Origin of the sequence: Paenibacillus sp. JNUCC32 (assembly GCF_014863545.1) — a bacterium.
Taxonomy (GTDB): Bacteria; Bacillota; Bacilli; order Paenibacillales; family Paenibacillaceae; genus Paenibacillus_AQ; species Paenibacillus_AQ lautus_A.
Window position 1 is genome coordinate 1,876,355 of sequence record NZ_CP062260.1, and the last position, 16,983, is coordinate 1,893,337.

At 48.4% G+C, this 16,983-nt stretch carries 17 protein-coding genes; 15 read left to right on the forward strand and 2 right to left on the reverse strand.

All coding sequences use genetic code 11. The features are described 5' to 3' along the window. Positions 1 to 19 precede the first annotated feature (19 nt). The 9 genes from JNUCC32_RS08615 to JNUCC32_RS08655 all read left to right on the forward strand — a co-directional run bounded on the left by JNUCC32_RS08615 (position 20) and on the right by JNUCC32_RS08655 (position 6,724). Positions 20 to 694: a stalk domain-containing protein gene (locus tag JNUCC32_RS08615; RefSeq protein WP_192571674.1), complete on the forward strand. Its 675-nt coding sequence runs from the start codon at positions 20 to 22 to the stop codon at positions 692 to 694. Between the two features lie 261 nt (positions 695 to 955). Further along, positions 956 to 1,204 carry a type B 50S ribosomal protein L31 gene (locus JNUCC32_RS08620; RefSeq protein ID WP_096773980.1) on the forward strand — a complete coding sequence of 83 codons (249 nt, stop codon included), beginning with the start codon at positions 956 to 958 and terminating at the stop codon, positions 1,202 to 1,204. Between the two features lie 80 nt (positions 1,205 to 1,284). Continuing rightward, positions 1,285 to 2,097, forward strand: coding sequence for an AAA family ATPase (locus JNUCC32_RS08625; RefSeq protein ID WP_192571675.1), 813 nt, complete (start codon positions 1,285 to 1,287; stop codon positions 2,095 to 2,097). Positions 2,098 to 2,208: 111 nt separating this feature from the next. Next, a complete protein-coding gene (locus JNUCC32_RS08630) occupies positions 2,209 to 2,916 on the forward strand; it encodes a metal ABC transporter ATP-binding protein (RefSeq protein ID WP_192571676.1) in 708 nt (235 codons plus the stop codon). Next, the gene (locus JNUCC32_RS08635; RefSeq protein WP_192571677.1) at positions 2,862 to 3,728 is read left to right on the forward strand and encodes a metal ABC transporter permease; all 867 of its coding nucleotides are present in this window, start codon (positions 2,862 to 2,864) and stop codon (positions 3,726 to 3,728) included. Before JNUCC32_RS08630 ends, JNUCC32_RS08635 begins: the two co-directional genes overlap by 55 nt. Next, a complete protein-coding gene (locus JNUCC32_RS08640) occupies positions 3,715 to 4,851 on the forward strand; it encodes a metal ABC transporter substrate-binding protein (protein WP_192571678.1) in 1,137 nt (378 codons plus the stop codon). Before JNUCC32_RS08635 ends, JNUCC32_RS08640 begins: the two co-directional genes overlap by 14 nt. Positions 4,852 to 4,880: 29 nt before the next feature. Beyond that, positions 4,881 to 5,150, forward strand: a complete 270-nt coding sequence (gene rpsN / locus JNUCC32_RS08645) for a 30S ribosomal protein S14 (protein WP_192571679.1) — start codon at positions 4,881 to 4,883, stop codon at positions 5,148 to 5,150. A 178-nt stretch (positions 5,151 to 5,328) separates the two neighbouring features. After that, entirely contained in the window at positions 5,329 to 6,117 is a 789-nt protein-coding gene (locus JNUCC32_RS08650; RefSeq protein ID WP_192571680.1) for a nucleotidyltransferase domain-containing protein, read from the forward strand. A gap of 76 nt (positions 6,118 to 6,193) precedes the next feature. Next, positions 6,194 to 6,724, forward strand: coding sequence for a GNAT family N-acetyltransferase (locus JNUCC32_RS08655; protein ID WP_192571681.1), 531 nt, complete (start codon positions 6,194 to 6,196; stop codon positions 6,722 to 6,724). Between the two features lie 101 nt (positions 6,725 to 6,825). Here the strand turns inward: JNUCC32_RS08655 and JNUCC32_RS08660 are convergent, their stop codons facing one another. Next, positions 6,826 to 7,845: an alpha/beta fold hydrolase gene (locus JNUCC32_RS08660; protein ID WP_096774576.1), complete on the reverse strand. Its 1,020-nt coding sequence runs from the start codon at positions 7,843 to 7,845 to the stop codon at positions 6,826 to 6,828. Between the two features lie 143 nt (positions 7,846 to 7,988). On the opposite strand from JNUCC32_RS08660, the gene JNUCC32_RS08665 reads away from it, so the two are divergent. Beyond that, entirely contained in the window at positions 7,989 to 8,894 is a 906-nt protein-coding gene (locus JNUCC32_RS08665; RefSeq protein ID WP_192571682.1) for a LysR family transcriptional regulator, read from the forward strand. Between the two features lie 130 nt (positions 8,895 to 9,024). Here the strand turns inward: JNUCC32_RS08665 and JNUCC32_RS08670 are convergent, their stop codons facing one another. Continuing rightward, the gene (locus JNUCC32_RS08670; protein ID WP_192571683.1) at positions 9,025 to 12,159 is read right to left on the reverse strand and encodes a hybrid sensor histidine kinase/response regulator; all 3,135 of its coding nucleotides are present in this window, start codon (positions 12,157 to 12,159) and stop codon (positions 9,025 to 9,027) included. A gap of 268 nt (positions 12,160 to 12,427) precedes the next feature. Between JNUCC32_RS08670 and JNUCC32_RS08675 the strand changes: the two genes are divergently transcribed. From JNUCC32_RS08675 to JNUCC32_RS08695, 5 genes are all read left to right on the forward strand, one after another. Beyond that, positions 12,428 to 13,861 (forward strand): family 43 glycosylhydrolase, encoded by a 1,434-nt coding sequence (locus tag JNUCC32_RS08675; protein ID WP_192571684.1) that lies wholly within the window; start codon positions 12,428 to 12,430, stop codon positions 13,859 to 13,861. Positions 13,862 to 14,446: 585 nt separating this feature from the next. Next, complete coding sequence (locus JNUCC32_RS08680) at positions 14,447 to 14,767, forward strand: PadR family transcriptional regulator (protein ID WP_015735658.1); 321 nt, start codon at positions 14,447 to 14,449, stop codon at positions 14,765 to 14,767. 69 nt (positions 14,768 to 14,836) lie between these two features. Beyond that, entirely contained in the window at positions 14,837 to 15,178 is a 342-nt protein-coding gene (locus JNUCC32_RS08685) for a DUF1048 domain-containing protein (protein ID WP_192571685.1), read from the forward strand. A 208-nt stretch (positions 15,179 to 15,386) separates the two neighbouring features. Beyond that, complete coding sequence (locus tag JNUCC32_RS08690) at positions 15,387 to 16,148, forward strand: ABC transporter ATP-binding protein (protein WP_096773970.1); 762 nt, start codon at positions 15,387 to 15,389, stop codon at positions 16,146 to 16,148. Then, complete coding sequence (locus JNUCC32_RS08695) at positions 16,149 to 16,898, forward strand: ABC transporter permease (protein ID WP_009592402.1); 750 nt, start codon at positions 16,149 to 16,151, stop codon at positions 16,896 to 16,898. The last annotated feature ends 85 nt before the right edge of the window (positions 16,899 to 16,983 follow it).

Here is a 16,983-nt window from a genome sequence, read left to right on the forward strand (position 1 = left end):
AAAGGAGCGTAGATGCTTTTTGCGGAAATATGTTTTGGTATGGTTATGGTTCGGTTTGTTAGCCGTTATCGGTCTGGTGGCTTATGGCGCAAGCTCCTCGATCGACTTCCTGACATCCGGAAAATTTGTGATCAATGGCATATCAGCAAGACTGCCCGTCATTAACTACAACGGAAACGTCTACGTTCCTCTTCGCCTTGTAGGGGAAGAAATGCATGCTGAAGTTCATTACGATGAGGAGAAGGAATTAATCACGATCAAACAGCAAAGCTTAGCATTCGATGAACAGGTAGAGGCACCCGTTCCATCCATTGCTTATGAGAACACATACAAGGATGGTAGCGTTTGGATGCAGGAGATTCCGCTGCTACAGGGAAGCTCTTGCTGGAATGGATGCCTGGAAGTAAAAGACTCTGTAGGGCAATGGGTAACCGAAGCCCGGTATCCGCCGGTCAGGGTGAAGCCGGACTCTAATCTTGTAATAACCTATCCGGCTGGATTGGAGCCTGACAGATTGACGGTATTTAACGTCATGGATACGGGCAATGAAACCGAGCAGTTTGTTGACATGATGGTGGTGAATCGGCGCTTACAGCTGCCAACGGAACCGGGAGTTTATACGATTTTAGTGAATTCGGATTGGAAGGCAGGATTCACCTCGTATGCTTTTGTTGTACATATTACTGACGGCTAGGGTATAAGCGATTAAAGATTAGTTTAGAACTCTATCAAATTAGACTTTACGCCTTTATGATCGCATAGTCCGACCGCATTCCATTCGTGGTATGCGGTTTTTTCTTTATGCCCAAGAGTAATGAAACGATTTTTTCAGTATGGAGCCGAGAGTTGACAGAAATGATTTTATATTTTAATATTCATCCATGACGTTAATCGTAAATATTACGAATAACAAATAATACAGAGTCGATCGGCTCGGAAAGAAGAGAACATTACCATGCAAAAAGGGATACATCCAACATTTCAAAAAGTCATATTCCTAGACGCGAGCGTGGGCTATTCATTTCTCAGTGCCTCCACCAAGACTTCGACAGAAACGATGGAGTGGGAAGACGGTCAAACCTATCCCGTGATTCGCGTAGATTCCAGTTCGGCTTCACACCCTTTCTTTACGGGCAAGCAGAAAAATACCGAAATCGGCGGGCGTGTCGATAAGTTCAAGAAACGATTAAGTTATAAACGGTAGAGAGGTTAACGTACCGAATCAGAGAAAGAACGGTCACGTCATGATACTCGATTTATGCAGTGAAGGAGCAGCAGTTGATCATGAGCAAAAGCAATGCAAGCCAGCGTATTCCGCGTGCCAAAGGGATCGATATGGCAACCGTGTATTCACCTAAGGAGTGCGGCAAAAAAGCGAGGCACCTGATTTTGCCGGATTTCAATCAGAGAATTGTGGATGAGTTTATAGCCATTTTGGGGATGAGGGAGGAATTCGAGGAGCATCACGTACCGATACCTAACAAGATCGTCATGTACGGTCCTCCGGGAACAGGTAAAACCTTAACGGCCTTTTATATGGCCAACCTACTGGAGCTTCCACTCGTTCTGACTCGACTGGATGCTATCATCCATAGTCATCTGGGCGAAACGGGGAGCAATATTCGCAAAATCTTCGATTATGCAGACACATTTCCCTGCGTTCTTTTCCTTGATGAGTTCGATGCCATTGCCAGGACGAGGGACAGCAACGATGAAGTGAAGGAGATGGCCCGTGCCGTAAATACATTGCTGCAGTGTCTGGATGATTTTGGGGACAAAAGCATCATGATGGCGGCGACCAATTTGGAGAAGGAATTGGATCAGGCAATATGGCGCAGGTTCGACACGAAGATGACGTATTCCCTGCCGGACTTTGGCAGAAGGCAGCATTATATCGAAATTCTTCTCGGAGATTTCCGGTGTGAGGCGTCAGCGTTGACGGAGGCATGCGACCTGCTTGAAGGGTGCAGCTTTGCCGACATGGAGCAAATTGTATTGAAAGCAAAGCGAAAAGCCATTATTGAACGGCAGCCGCTGCTAAGAAGCCATATAAAAGATTCCTATGATGAATATAACCCTGATCTGGCAAAGGTTTAAGTGGGACGGCTGTCATGCTGCCGAGTTGGAAAAGGGATTAGACTTAGGATACACCGGGTTTCATGCTGAATAAAACAGTTTTTCTGTCACAAGGAAGGAAGAGATGGGGATATGTTATTGTCTTCCATGCGCGACGTTATGTTTGGATACGGGGATCAAGCTGTCGTTGAGAATTTGTCGCTCGACATTCATGGCGGACAATTCATCGGTATATCCGGTCCAAATGGCGCCGCAAAATCAACTTTGCTGAAATTGATGCTTGGTTTGATAAAGCCCTGGAGCGGGTCCATCGTTTTCAAGCGAGTATTGGAGGACGGATCCAGGATATCTGTTGGATATGTTCCGCAGCAAGTGGCCTCGTTCAACGCTGGCTTTCCCAGTAAAGTGATTGAGCTTGTACGATCGGGCCGCTACGGACGACTTGGATTGTTCAAGCGTTTCACATCCGCAGATCATGAGATCGTTGAGCGAAGCCTGAAGGAAGTGGGGATGTGGGAATATCGTTATCGGAGGATCGGCGAGTTATCGGGAGGGCAGAAGCAGCGAATTTGCGTTGCCAGAGCGTTGGCCCAGGAGCCGCAGGTGTTGATTCTAGACGAGCCTACGACAGGGATGGATGTGTCGAGTCGTACGGATCTGTACCGACTATTAAACGATTATGTCAAGGACAAAGGCAGCACGGTCATTATGGTCACCCATTCGCTTGATGAAATCGGTCCATATATGGACCAGGTCGTCCAATTGGAGCGAAAGGAGAATGAGGGATGGCGATGCTCGGTTACGAATTTATGCAGCGCGCGTTTTGGGCAGGAGGCCTGATCGGCGTGATCGGTCCCGTTCTGGGCGTGTTTTTAATGCTCCGGCGCCAGGTTCTCATGGCGGACACACTCTCTCATGTATCCTTGGCGGGAGTCGCATTGGGTTCTTTCTTGAAACTGAATCCCGCACTCAGCGGTTTTGCAATGGCTATGATCGGGGCACTTGTGATTGAACAGCTTAGAAGAGTGTATCGTACATACACCGAGGTTCCGGTTGCCATTATTATGACCTCTGGGCTTGCTCTATCGGTGGTCCTGATGAGCTTGAATCAAAATCTGAGCAAGAGCTTCAGCTCCTATTTGTTCGGATCGATTGTTGCGGTTAGCGATACGCAGCTTCGGCTTATTGCGGTGGTAGCAGCAGTGGGAATGATCTTTTTTGTTGGACTGCGCCGGCCGCTTTATAACTTTGCTTTTGATGAGGAGACCGCTGCGGCATCCGGTATGCGTGTCTCTCTCCTGTCTTTTTTATTCGCCGTGTTTACGGGAATGACGGTTGCCGCCGCCATGCCGGTAGTCGGCGTGCTGTTGGTTTCGGCGTTAATTGTGCTGCCGGCCTCGATCGCACTGCGGATGGCAACAGGTTTTTTAGCAGCCATGGGGATCGCCGTCGTTGTTGGGTTGAGTGGTGTTTTTTCGGGCCTTGCAGCTTCATACTATCTCAATACGCCGCCAGGAGGTACCATTGCCCTGATTCTATTAGGATTTCTAATCATGGCCGTAATCTTTCAAAAATTACTTCGGTTACAAAATCGAAGGTCGATACAAAAAATAAATAGAAATAGGAGTCATAAGAATTATGAAGAGATTTAAGCGAGTATTAACCCTACTATCCCTATCCGCAGTATTGGCTATTGCAGGCTGCGGCTCGGGAAAATCGACGGTTACTCATGAGGGAAACGTTTCCTCCGCCAATAACCAAGCGACAGATGCCTCCACAACGGAAACTACAAAGCTGAAAGTTAAAACCAGCTTCTATCCCATGTATGAATTTACTAGACAGGTAGCGGGCGATCTGGCAGATGTGGAGAATTTAATTCCTCCGGGTATTGAAGCGCATGATTGGGAGCCGACACCCCAGGACATGGCGGGAATTTCCGATGCCGATGTGCTGGTGTATAATGGCGCCGGCATGGAAGGCTGGGTGGATCAGGTTCTGGAGAGCATCCAAGGCACCGGGGTATCGGCAATTGAGGCCAGTAAGGGAATAGAGATCATGGAAGGTACCGGTCATTCTCATGATCATGGTGAAGAGGGCGATCACGGCCACGATGAGCATGCCCATGATCATGGTGAAGAGGGTGATCACGGCCACGATGAGCATGCCCATGATCATGGTGAAGAGGGCGATCACAGCCATGATGAGCATGCCCATGATCATGAGGATGAGGGGCATCACCATGACCACGGTGGACTGGATCCGCATGTATGGCTCTCGCCGGCCATGGCTGTCAAACAAGTGCGCAACATCGAGGCAGGTTTGGCCAAAGCTGCTCCGGAACATCAAGAGGCATTCAAAGCAAACGCAGATGCTTATGTTAGTAAACTGGAGGCATTGGACAAGGAGTTTCGAGACGGGCTGAAAAATACCAAACGAAAAGACTTCATTACGCAGCATGCTGCGTTCGGGTATTTAGCCAGAGAATACGGTTTGACTCAAGTGCCGATTGCAGGCTTGTCTCCGGATCAAGAGCCCTCGGCTTCTCAAATGGCTGAAGTGATCGAATTTGCCAAGGAGCACAATGTAAAAACGATATTCTTTGAAACGCTTGTGTCGTCAAACGTTGCAGAGACGATAGCCTCTGAGATCGGGGCTTCGACTTCCGTCCTTAATCCGATCGAAGGGTTAACCGAGGAAGATATCGCGGATAACCATGATTACATTGCCATTATGCGACAAAATCTCGACGCTTTAGCACAGGCTTTGAATGAATAATCGCGAATAGGAAGGGAGGTGTGTTCCAAGTGGCACAAAAATCGAAAGTCGTGAAAGAACGGAAAAGACAACAGATGGTTGCTAAATACGCGCAGAAGCGTAAGGAACTGAAAGAGAAGGGCGACTATGCAGCGCTCCAAAAACTGCCCCGCGACTCTTCCGCGACCAGGCTTCATCATCGCTGTGCGGTCAGCGGTCGGCCAAGAGGTTATATCAGTAAATTTGGCGTTTCACGCATTGTTTTTCGGGAGTTGGCCCATAAGGGGCAAATTCCTGGTATAACGAAGTCCAGCTGGTAACTACCTTGTCAACTGCTATTGTTGGACGACAAGAACAGATAAACATGGATAAGCCGCATAAACTGCGGCTTTTTTCATATTTCGCAAATTGGATTTCATTTGATTGACACGCGCATTGCTTCAATGTTACTTTTTAATAATACCCATTTTATGGGTCATCATTTAAGGAGTGTTTTGTATGAGGTTACCCGTGCATGAACGATTCATTGAACAGGCAATAGCGCATTTTCGCCAAGATCAACGATTTGCAGGTTTGCTCGCAGGCGGTTCTATGGTGCACGGCGCTATGGATGAGTACAGTGATTTAGATTTAATTGTGGTTTATCGTAATGAATTCCGAAGTGAGATCATGGAACAACGGCTTCAAATTGCGGAAGGGCTGGGTAACCTGCTGTCGGCATTCACCGGGGAGCATGTTGGTGAGCCTCGTTTGGTTATTTGCCTATACGGCCCCGATCCGCTTCATGTCGACCTCAAATTTGTACAGCCGCAAGAGCTCGAATCTCGAATCGAAGATCCGAGAATTCTATGGGAGAGAGGTTCTGACATTACAACGATACTGAACAAAACGACGATGTCTTTTCCTAACCCTGATCCGCAATGGATTGAAGACCGCTTTTGGGTATGGGTTCATTACGGTGCAACAAAACTAGGGAGAGGCGAGTTGTTTGAAGTAATAGATCTTTTAACATTTATGCGAAGCGCCGTCTTGGGGCCGCTCGTTCTCATGAGTAACGGCCAGCAACCGCGAGGGGTTCGAAAATTAGAGAAATACGGTGTCCAGGAATTAGAGGAGCTTAAAGGAACGATTTCCCTCCACAACTTTGAAAGTTGCTACCAGGCTTTAAAGAATACGATAGCGTTGTACCAAAATTTACGCCAGGCATCGGAAATTGTAACCAAAAAGGAAGCAGAACGCATCTCTATCGAGTTTCTAGACCATGTCTATTCAGCCAAACTTCAATAAAAAAGGTCGGACGACAATAAAGGTAAACTCATTTTACTAGGAGTTACATAAATTTTAACAGATGGGATATGGTGTAATGTCGAACTCCGTTGAGTTGGTGAAACCTTCAGCTGCATATAAGAAGGAGTATCTGTCTTTTTACGAAGATTGGATGTCGGATGAACAGGATATTACCCCGTGGGTAGTGAGGAAAGATCCTTCTGATTTTGATTGCATGATCGAATTTTTATATGCGGAGGATACAGAGGAGAAATTACAGAACAAGAGCTTTGTCCCACATTCTACGTACTGGCTTATCGACAGCTATTCAAAAAAAGTAATGGGTGCAGTCAATATTAGACACAGACTTAATGAAAAACTTTTGAACAGCGGCGGGCATATCGGTTACGGAATACGTCCATCGGAAAGAAGAAAGGGCTATGCTTCCGTACTCTTAGCATTAACCCTTGAAATCACGAGAGATATGGGACTAAACAAAGTGCTGCTGGTTTGTGATAAAGGAAATGTGGCATCGGAAAAAACGATTCTGAAGAATGGTGGTCAGTTTGAGTCGGAGTATGTGGAGGAGAATGGGAACGTTGTAAGACGATTCTGGATATTCTTATAGACTCTTTGCATTGAGAGATTTTACTCATCCTATCCGGGCTTGAGGGCGATGGATAAAAAGAGGTCGACCAGCAAGCTCTGGTGACCTCAGCTATTGATGTTCTATTCGTTTGTACGAAGCGCTAACAAGCGTTTTAAGTTATCATCTATAAATTGATTATCGGCGCTGTTGATTCCGCGTCCGGCAAAATGACCCCAGATCGACTCAATGGGCTTAAATAGAGCATGAGGTATAAGATTGGCCTCGTATTCATTGTCGTCGGCCGGGCAGAAGAGATCCGTGCTACCCGGCATGATGCAGGCAAGCGCCGAAATGCTTTTGAGCGCTTTATCGAAATCTCCTTCATAGGAGGGGTTCGCACTTATGTCTGCATGTTGACCAGTCCATAACATGGCCAGGACATTGTGCGGATCCATCTTCATAAAGCTGTCTTCCCAGACGCCCTCCATAAATTCTGCCAAAGAGTCAAAACCCATCTCACGATAAAGTCCCTCTCTATAAAACGCCTGCGATACGCCCCACCCGGCATAGACGCGGCCGACGGCGCGCATGTCTGCGGAAGTCAACTTGTTTAGTTTGCTTGAATCGAAGCCGACTGCAGCCATGAGCGGAGCTTTCATTCCTTCCAGGACCACGTACGTTTGGGGCCAAGTCTTGGCAACGCCGGCAAAAGGGGCGATTCGCTCCACCATGTCGGGATAACTCGCACCCCATTGGAATGCTTGAATGCCTCCCATGGACCACCCAACGACAAGAGCGATCTTGTGAATGCCGAATTTTTCGGTCACCAGCCGATGCTGAAATTTAACGTTGTCATAGATGGTTACCTGCGGAAAATGAGCCCGGTCGAATGGGGGAGGCGTGTTGCTGGGGGAGGAAGATAATCCGTTACCCAACAGGTTTGGAACGATAATGAAATATTCACGCGGATCTAAGGCCTTTCCGTTTCCAATCAACCATTCATTCTGTATATGCTGATCTCCAAAAGCAGTTGGATAGACGATGACATTATCTTTCTTCTCATTTAATCGTCCATATGTCTTATAAGCAAGAAAAGCGTCCGGTAACGTCACTCCGGATTGCAAGGTTACGTCACCCAAATCAAAAATTTCATAATCCATCATATCGTTTGCTCCCTTCAAAATGAATCCATATATTTAGATTGTCGTTCTTGTACTCAGTATAGAGTCATGGTACTCTCAATAAAAGTGAATAGAATTCAAAACAGTATTCAATAAAATTGAAAGTAAAAGGGGCATCGTATATGGAATTACGCCAACTGATTACGTTCCGCACGGTGGCGTCCACATTAAATTTCAGTCGTGCTGCGGAAGTGCTGAGTTACGTCCCTTCCAACGTCACGATGCAAATGAAGGCATTGGAGGATGAGCTGGGGGTTCGCCTGTTTGACCGTTTGGGCAAGCAGCTCGTACTCACGACGGCGGGTAAACGATTTTTAACACATGTCCAGAGTGTTCTTGACCAATTGGAAGAAGCTAAAACCGTCGTTCATGACAACGAGGTTCTAAGCGGCACCCTAACGATCAGTGCCAACGAGGTGATTTGCGCCTATCGGCTTCCGGCCGTCTTTCAGTTATTTCGTTCGCGTCATCCGGGCGTGCGTCTCATCTTCCGCTCCGTTCCCAATCAAGAGCTCAAACAAACACTATTTGAAGGAAGCGCGGACGTTGTCTTTATGTTGGACGAACCCATTCGCTCAAGCGGACTTGCCGTGGAACCCTTGCTGGAAGAAACGTTCCGCTTATTCGCCGCTCCAGACCACCCGCTCGCAAAACGGACTGTGCTGCGGCTCGAAGATTTTCACGAAGAAGTGTTCTTGACGAATGAAAAGGGGTGTCCCTATCGAACCATGTTTGACCGGTCCTTTGAAAAAGAGGGCATTGACAGTATTACGTATTTAGAGTTTCAAAGTGCCGAAGCCATTAAACAATGTGCCATTTCGGGAATCGGCATTGCCTTTCTTCCTGAAATCGTAGCGGAAGCCGAAGTGGAACGAGGGGAACTGGTTGCCCTTCCATGGCAAATTCCGGATTTGCACGTGTATACACAAATGTTGTGGCATAAGGACAAGTGGCTTTCACCAATCATGATGTCGTTCATAGAAGCGGCAAGGGAACTTCTTGCAACAGAGGAGGATAATAGGCCGTAGGAACAAGGTGAAGAATGTCCTCTGCGCCGGTAAGAGGCCGCTCTTCACCTGTAAATGTACTCACCCACTTTATAAAAAAATCCCAACATGTTGAGGTTGGGATTTTTTTTAATAAAGAATGTAATGGGAGCTATATCGGAATTTTAAAAGAAACCGTAGTGCCTTGATTCATCGTGCTCTTGATGACCAGCCCGCTGCCGAAGGTTTGGAGCAGACGACGATTCGTGTTGTAGAGACCGATGCCGCCTTTACGATGGTCGGGTGCATTCAGCAGCTGGGCAACCTGGTCGGGTTCCATGCCAAGCCCGTTATCCGTCACTTCAACAACGATAAAGTCCTCTTGCATCGCAATTCTGACCCGTATCGTGCCTCCAAGGGCCCTCTTCATAATGCCGTGCCGAACCGCATTCTCCAATAATGGCTGGATCGCCAGCGGCGGGATGAGGATATTGATATTCCAATCAACTTCCCAGGTCACGTTAAGGCGTTCCCCGTATCGTTCCTTCTCTACGTATAAATAGGCTTGGATAAGCTCAAGCTCCTGCTGCAGCGGTACCAATCGATCCTGATTCCGATAATGGAAGCTGATCTGCAGATAGGAGCTGAAAGCCTCGCCAAGGCTTCGCATGCGATCGATGTCCATTTCGCTAAGCGCCATAATCGAATTCAAGGTGTTGAACAAAAAGTGAGGGTGGATCTGTGCCTGCAAATACGCTGCTTCCATGCGCATGCGATCATCCACCGTATGCTTCAGCGTGATCAGGGAATGGATGCGATATCTCAATTCTACAGGATCAACCGGCTTCGTCACATAATCATTTGCGCCGGATTGGAAGCCGGCATACACATCGGCCGATTCGCCTCGAGCCGTCAGCAGCAGTACGGGCAGCTCCGAGGCGTTAAAGCGCTCCCTTACGGTGCGGGTGAGCTCGTAGCCGGACATCTCCGGCATCATGACATCCGCTATGAGGAGATCCCACGGCTGCGAGCCGAGAAGCTCGAGCGCTTCGGCTGCCGAGGCAACGACATTCAGGTTGTACGGCTCTGCTGAAAGAATGCCGGCAAGGATGCGCAGGTTTACAGGATCGTCATCCACGGCCAGGATACTGACGGGATGCTCTTTCGACAATAACCTAGTTGGTACCTGCATAGGGGTACCTTCTGTTGCAACTTCCCAGCTGGCTGCGAGTTCTTTGTAGACAGCTGGGTCTACAGCGGGTACGGGAACCTGCTGCGAAGCAGAGTACTCTGCGTTTGTGTCCGCAAGCGGGAGTGTGAATGCAAAAGTCGTTCCTTTCCCTAATTCCGATTCGACCGTCAGCTCGCCGTCATGCAGCTCAACGAGCTCCTTGCTGATGCTAAGCCCTAGACCGATCCCCTTCGCGTCATTTAACCCTTGATTCCCCTGTTCGTACGGAAGAAAAATACGGTTTAGCGTTTGAGGGTCCATCCCGATCCCCGTATCCGTTACCGTGATCGTCATTTTACTGCCCTTGGTAAAGGCGGAGACGGTAACGGAGCCTTTCTCCGTGTACTTGATGGCGTTGTGAATCAGATTGAGCAAAATTTGAACGAGCCGCTTTTCATCCGCCTGTACGGCAGGAATGGTATTGGGAATATTCATCTTGAGCTGAACGGGCGCGCCATCCGTCATAAATTTTACGATATCGAATACCCCGTTCACGACGGAAACCAGGGAAACCCGGCTCGGCTGCAGCTGAATTTGCTTCTCCTGAAGACGGACGGCATCCAGCAGATCATTTAATAAATGCGACATCCGACGGCTGACCGTAATCAACAGGTTCAAATCCTCGCTGCTCTGTTTGCCGAGGGTTTCTTTCTCCCGTTCAGCAAGGATTATGGCGATATTCATGATTCCGTGCAGCGGCGTGCGCAGCTCGTGAGACGTGTTGGCCAAGAACCGGTCCTTCATTTGATCCGCGAGCTTCAACTTATCGTTGAGTTTGCTGATTTGATGAAGGTTGCGGAAGTATCGCTTAAACCAATAGGCCGAAAACCCGATGATGGCCGCGAGCACGTCCACCGGATAATACACGGCTGGGAGCTCCCAATATTTATTAAGCGCCCCCCATACGGCGCTTGCCAGCACGCCGCTGGCCGACAGCAGCAGGAATATGGAATCATCCTGGCTGTTAAAGACCATTCGGGTAAACAGGAACAGCGACATCAGCATCGGCAGCAGGTAAAAGGCGCCGAACACCCGGTATTCTACGAGCCAGTGAACCCAAGACACAGGAGCGGCAAATACCACGACCGTATATAGGGCTAGAAGCGTGCTGAATGTGATAAACCACACGTTACGTTTTCGGGCGGTAAAGGTGCGGCTCAGCTTCCATATGAAATACGACAGCCACGAATAGGAGAGAAAGGTTGCTTTGACCTCCCATTCATAGTTTAAAGGCACCCATTTCAACAGGAGACTATCGTGTGATGTTACAACGGTTAAAGCGGCCGATACTAGCAGCAGGAAAAAATCGAGCAGCGACCTTTCCCGCGGATTGAATATGTATAGAATGAAAGCGTACAGTCCGTGCAGCATCAGGACGACAAACATAACCAGCTGAAGATCAACGGAAACGCCGTGCTCATCCTGGATCGCCTGGTGCGATCCCAGCTTGATCGGCTTTGCGATTCCGCCTAGGTAAGGATGCTCATAATTCGCCACGCGGATGATCAGTTCGAGCTCGAGAGCATCCCGGTCGGGAACATAATCGACAACGAAAGAGGTGCGGTTCGGCAGATAGGAGGCTTGGCCGGGCTCGCCCGTCCTTCCCATGGAAGCTACCGTTTCGCCGTTGACGTCCACGGTAGCGGCGGATTGAATCTCCTGGATCCAGAACGAGATAGGGGCCGAAAGCGGGCGATCCAGCAATATGCGAAGCCTGTATGTTCCGCTGCCAAACGAAGTGTTTGCCTTATTCGTACGATTGTTATTCCAGTCTCCAGGTACATTTACGTAGGAAAACTCATGGGACGGCTTCATTTCCTGTTCTTTAGCCAGGATGTCGGCGTAGAACTGCCACTCTCCGTCCAGATTGATGGATTTTGAGCCCAACAGATCCCAGCCTCTCAAATCGAGTATGCCATTGGAGACTTTCGGTTGATCTGCAGGAGGGGCATAGGTTTCAAGCCAGAGCCAACGGATCCCCAGTAGCATGCTCAAAAAAACGACAAATGCCGCAATATGCGGGAGTATTTTGATGATTCGAAATCGTTTGTGGTTCTTTGCGAGTATGGTTGTCACCGTTCACGTTCCTTTATAAAAGTCTTACTTCCCAATATACGCAAAAATAGGATAGCCGTACAGCACTATATGTTAGGTTGATAAGGCCTCGGACTTATATCCTTTGCCGAAAAATGATTTGTAATAATGAACTCGGAAGAGCACTCGCAGCTAGCAAGGTCTCAATCATGCTAATCCATGACAGAATAATCAAGGTCCGGTCATTTCGATCTCCTTATAATTGTATTTTGGACAGTTCATAACATCATGGAATGTGAGGAGTTTGATCATGCAAGCAAGCGGAGATTTGGGAACCGGCACGTATAGAAACCCGATTTTGGCCGGTGATTATGCGGATCCTAGCGTGGTCAGAGTCGGAGACGATTATTATATGACGCACTCCAGTTTTAAGTTTGCGCCGGGGTTATTGATTTGGTACTCCAAAGACTTGGTGAACTGGGAACCCATCGCCAAAGCGTTAACCGATTATGCCGGAGATGTTTGGGCGCCTGATTTGACATACTATGAAGACCGGTTTTATATCTATGCTCCCATCAATGAAGAGATCATGGTGCTGACGGCGACGCATCCGCACGGACCTTGGAGTGATCCGCAAAAGGTGGGGGTGCAAGGAATTGACCCGGGACATGTCGCGGATTCCAATGGTAACCGGTATTTGTTTTTTAGCGATGGTTATATGGTAGAACTGGCTGGGGACGGTTTGTCGGCTGTGGGCACTCCGCGCAAAGTGTACGATGGCTGGCCTTTTCCGAAGGAATGGGTCGTGGAAGGAAACTTTATGGAGTCTCCCAAACTAACGTTTCATAACGGATATTTCTATCTTACCGTGGCGCAAGGAGGAACATCGGGGCCTTCGACTAGCCATATGGTCGCTTCTGCGCGCTCCAAAGAGCCATGGGGGCCATATGAACATTCTCCCCTCAATCCGATTATTCGAACGCAAAGCCGGAATGAACGATGGTGCTCCAAAGGTCACGGCTCATTGGTTGACACCCCGGACGGCGGCTGGTGGATCGTTTATCATGCGTACGAAAAAGGGTACTACACACTCGGCAGGCAAAAGCTGCTCGAACCGCTGGAATGGACGGAGGACGGATGGTTCCGCGTCCCGCTTCATTGCAATACAGATGAAGCTATTCCAAAACCGCCGGGAGATGCCGTTCCGCATGGCATGACTTACGGTGAATTTCAAGAAGCGTCCGGCGGGCTGGGCTATCCGTGGAGCTGGTACCAATCCAGCAATCATATTCAATATACTCTGCAGAAGCAAGCGATAACGATCCAAGCTGCTCCCGAGCCGGCGCCCCTGGTTATGATGCCGGAAGACCATTCGTACGCGGCACAGGTGGAGATTGAGCTCTCGGAAGAATCGGAAGCCCAGTTGTTATTGTTCTATAATGGATCGACGTATAGCGGATTCGGCATATCCCAAGAGGGGCTTTATGGGATTATTCGCGGCTGGGAGACGCCATCAAGGCCTTTTCCGCATCGGCGTGTCATCGTTCGTCTTGAAAATAACGAGCATGAAGTCGTCTTCTATTACAGTGCGGATGGATCGGTATGGCATAAATTTGAGCATTCATTCGAAACCTCAGGCTGGCATCATAACACATTGGGCGGATTTCTTGCATTGCGAATCGCTCTCAGGGCGAAAGGTTCCGGCGAAGTTACGTTTAAAAACTTTATCTATCAGAAGCTGTAAATATGAAGCGACGCGCCTTTTACATGGGTGCGTCGCTTCTTCCATTGGCGAGGCGACGAGCTCCATAAATCGCGAACGCAGGATGGTCTGGTAGCCCTGCAGCTTGCTCGCGTATTCCTCAATCATGAAGTCAACAACGGAGGATACGTAATCCAGACTTGAGATCGGCAGGCTCATCATTCGGACTCCCTCCAAAAGCATGGCTTGCAGTGACCTGATTGTCCTTGTCATGCTATGTAAAGAATCTAAAATCAAGGATGGAGGACTAAAGTGTGAATAATTGGGGAAGCGTCAGGTTGATCCTGCTTTACAAGGAAAAAGCCAATCAAGTTGAAAAACCAGCTACCTTGTGTTACGATATACCGGTAATATGTCACACTAAATACCGAACCGCGGAATGTGGAGAATAATTTTAGTAAAACAGTTGACACTCCATCTACTCTGTAATACAATGTACCTGTAGTAAGTAATACTAAATAGTTCGATTTATAAAAGCTGTTAGGTAAAACATTCCCTTAGTACTATGTTGTACTGAATATTGGTCAGACTAAATAGAGGAGGGACGAAAAAGAGGAGGCTTTGAACATGGAAAATTTAACTGAAATGCTGAAAGGTTCGCTGGAAGGCTGCGTGCTTGAAATTATCAGCCGCCATGAAACCTATGGCTACGAGATTACCCGCCGATTGAACGAGCTTGGGTTTACCGAAGTCGTGGAAGGGACGGTCTACACCATTCTCGTGCGATTAGAGAAGAAGAAACTGGTGAACATCGAAAAAAAACCGTCAGACATGGGACCGCCCCGCAAGTTTTACACGCTTAATGAAGCGGGCCGCCAGGAACTTGAGTTGTTTTGGGAAAAGTGGGATTTTGTATCATCAAAAATCAACGTCTTGAAGTCGACGTAGCATCATAAGATATTCCGTCCGATAAATGGAGTGTCGGGTTCGGTTTTATAAAAAAGGAGGAACCATAACATGATGGAAATATTCAAAAAAATGATCGGCGATAAAAAAGAATACAAGATGATGATGGCGCGCGTTGAAGCCCTGCCAGAAGACTACCAGTATGTATTTAAGAAGATTCAAAATTACATGTGGAATTTCTCCTCAGGCAACGGGATGGATATGCTGCATATGCAGTATGAATTAATTGAGTTGTTCGAAGCCGGTGCGGCGGAAGGCAGACAAGTGCTGGAAATCACGGGGGACGACGTGGCATCCTTTGCCGACGAGCTGGTTGCTAACGCTAAAACCTATGTCACGAAGTATCGTGAAGATTTGAATCAGAGCATCATGAAACGATTGGGTAAGAAATAAATTCATTACAATAATACCGACTGATTAGCTGGTTACGCGTGTGAATTGCCACCGTCGCTATTCAGTTATATTTTTAGTCCAGTAGTAAGTAATACAGATTATCAGTCTGACTAACTAGTTGCGTTAATTTAGCCCTCAAGGCAATTAACCGTAAGTTTCGGAATTCTCAAGTGCAGCCTAATCGAGCTTATTATAAGGAGGAAAAAATATGAGCAATGCAGCGATTTCAGTAAAAGGGTTAAAAAAATCCTTTAAAGACAAGGAAGTCTTAAAAGGGGTGGATTTTGAAGTGCGGCGCGGCGAAATTTTCGCGCTGCTGGGCTCCAATGGAGCGGGCAAGACGACGACGGTCAACATCCTCTCGACGCTGATGAAGCCCGATGGCGGCGAAGCGAGCATTTGCGGCTCTGACGTCCAACGTCAACCGGATCATGTTCGCCAGAGCATCAGCTTGACAGGTCAGTTTGCAGCTATAGACGGCATGAACACAGGAAGGGAAAACCTCATTATGATCGCCAAGCTGAGGGGAGTTCCCAATCCTGCGCAAGTCGCTGACAATCTGCTTGCCAAATTCAGCCTGACCGATGCGGCGGGCCGCCGGGCGGACCAATATTCAGGCGGGATGAAGCGTCGGCTTGACATCGCCATGAGCCTGATCGGGAGTCCAGCCGTCATTTTTCTCGACGAACCGACCACAGGACTTGACCCTGAAGCACGAATTGAAGTCTGGAATACCGTCAAGGAGCTTGCCGGCAGCGGCACGACCATCTTGCTGACGACCCAGTACCTGGAGGAAGCCGAGCAACTGGCGGACCGTATCGCCATCCTGCATGGCGGAAAAATCATCACGACCGGTACCCTAGCCGAACTCAAAGAGATGTTCCCGCCGGCAAAAGTAGAGTATATCGAGAAGCAGCCGACATTGGAGGAAATTTTCCTTGCCATCATCGGCAAAAAGGAGGAAATGTAAATGAAAAGCAAAACAGGGGTATTATTGGGGCGTTTAATGCGCAACATCATGCGCAGCCCGGATACGATTATCACGGTGGCGATTACGCCGATAATGATGATGCTGTTGTTTGTCTACGTATTTGGCGGCGCCATAGAGACAGGCACGGCCAACTACGTCAATTATTTATTGCCGGGAATCTTGCTGATGGCTATCGCATCCGGCGTTTCTTATACTGCCTTCCGGCTGTTCGGAGATGTAAAGAGCGGACTGATGGCGCGTTTCATTACCATGCCGATCAAGCGCTCGTCGGTATTGTGGGCTCATGTGTTGACATCGCTTGTTTCCAATGCGCTTACGGTCGTGGTGGTTTTCCTCGTCGCTCTATTGATGGGCTTCCGTTCCGGCGCTAATATCCTGGATTGGCTCGCGGTAACAGGGATACTCGGGTTGTTTACGCTGGCGCTGACATGGCTGGCGGTCATTCCCGGCTTGACAGCAAAGACGATGGAAGGGGCGACGGCCTTCTCGTACCCGCTGATATTCTTGCCGTTTATCAGTTCGGCCTTTGTCCCTACCGAAACCATGCCTAAAATTGTGCGTGCGTTCGCTGAGAACCAGCCCGTGACTTCCATCGTGAATGCGATTCGTGCCCTCTTGCATGAAGGATCTGTCGGCAACGATATCTGGATCGCGCTTGCCTGGTGCGTCGGCATCATGGTCATCGCTTACTTTTTCGCTAATAAAGCCTTTAAACGCCAGTTAGGTTAAATACACCTAGCCTCCTTAGATGATCGGAGAACAGGTAACATCTTTCATCGAACAGAATGGCCATGGATACTGTAAAAGCCGCGTG

What these genes read in the sequence shown, in the direction of transcription:
- JNUCC32_RS08680 (WP_015735658.1), top strand. Translation starts at nt 14,447, where the DNA reads ATGGAAAATTTAACTGAAATGCTGAAAGGTTCGCTGGAAGGCTGCGTG.
- JNUCC32_RS08665 (WP_192571682.1), top strand. Translation starts at nt 7,989, where the DNA reads ATGGAATTACGCCAACTGATTACGTTCCGCACGGTGGCGTCCACATTA.
- JNUCC32_RS08630 (WP_192571676.1), top strand. Translation starts at nt 2,209, where the DNA reads ATGTTATTGTCTTCCATGCGCGACGTTATGTTTGGATACGGGGATCAA.
- JNUCC32_RS08690 (WP_096773970.1), top strand. Translation starts at nt 15,387, where the DNA reads ATGAGCAATGCAGCGATTTCAGTAAAAGGGTTAAAAAAATCCTTTAAA.
- JNUCC32_RS08685 (WP_192571685.1), top strand. Translation starts at nt 14,837, where the DNA reads ATGATGGAAATATTCAAAAAAATGATCGGCGATAAAAAAGAATACAAG.
- JNUCC32_RS08655 (WP_192571681.1), top strand. Translation starts at nt 6,194, where the DNA reads ATGTCGAACTCCGTTGAGTTGGTGAAACCTTCAGCTGCATATAAGAAG.
- JNUCC32_RS08660 (WP_096774576.1), bottom strand. Translation starts at nt 7,845, where the DNA reads ATGGATTATGAAATTTTTGATTTGGGTGACGTAACCTTGCAATCCGGA.
- JNUCC32_RS08640 (WP_192571678.1), top strand. Translation starts at nt 3,715, where the DNA reads ATGAAGAGATTTAAGCGAGTATTAACCCTACTATCCCTATCCGCAGTA.
- JNUCC32_RS08620 (WP_096773980.1), top strand. Translation starts at nt 956, where the DNA reads ATGCAAAAAGGGATACATCCAACATTTCAAAAAGTCATATTCCTAGAC.
- JNUCC32_RS08625 (WP_192571675.1), top strand. Translation starts at nt 1,285, where the DNA reads ATGAGCAAAAGCAATGCAAGCCAGCGTATTCCGCGTGCCAAAGGGATC.
- JNUCC32_RS08635 (WP_192571677.1), top strand. Translation starts at nt 2,862, where the DNA reads ATGGCGATGCTCGGTTACGAATTTATGCAGCGCGCGTTTTGGGCAGGA.
- JNUCC32_RS08675 (WP_192571684.1), top strand. Translation starts at nt 12,428, where the DNA reads ATGCAAGCAAGCGGAGATTTGGGAACCGGCACGTATAGAAACCCGATT.
- JNUCC32_RS08650 (WP_192571680.1), top strand. Translation starts at nt 5,329, where the DNA reads ATGAGGTTACCCGTGCATGAACGATTCATTGAACAGGCAATAGCGCAT.
- JNUCC32_RS08695 (WP_009592402.1), top strand. Translation starts at nt 16,149, where the DNA reads ATGAAAAGCAAAACAGGGGTATTATTGGGGCGTTTAATGCGCAACATC.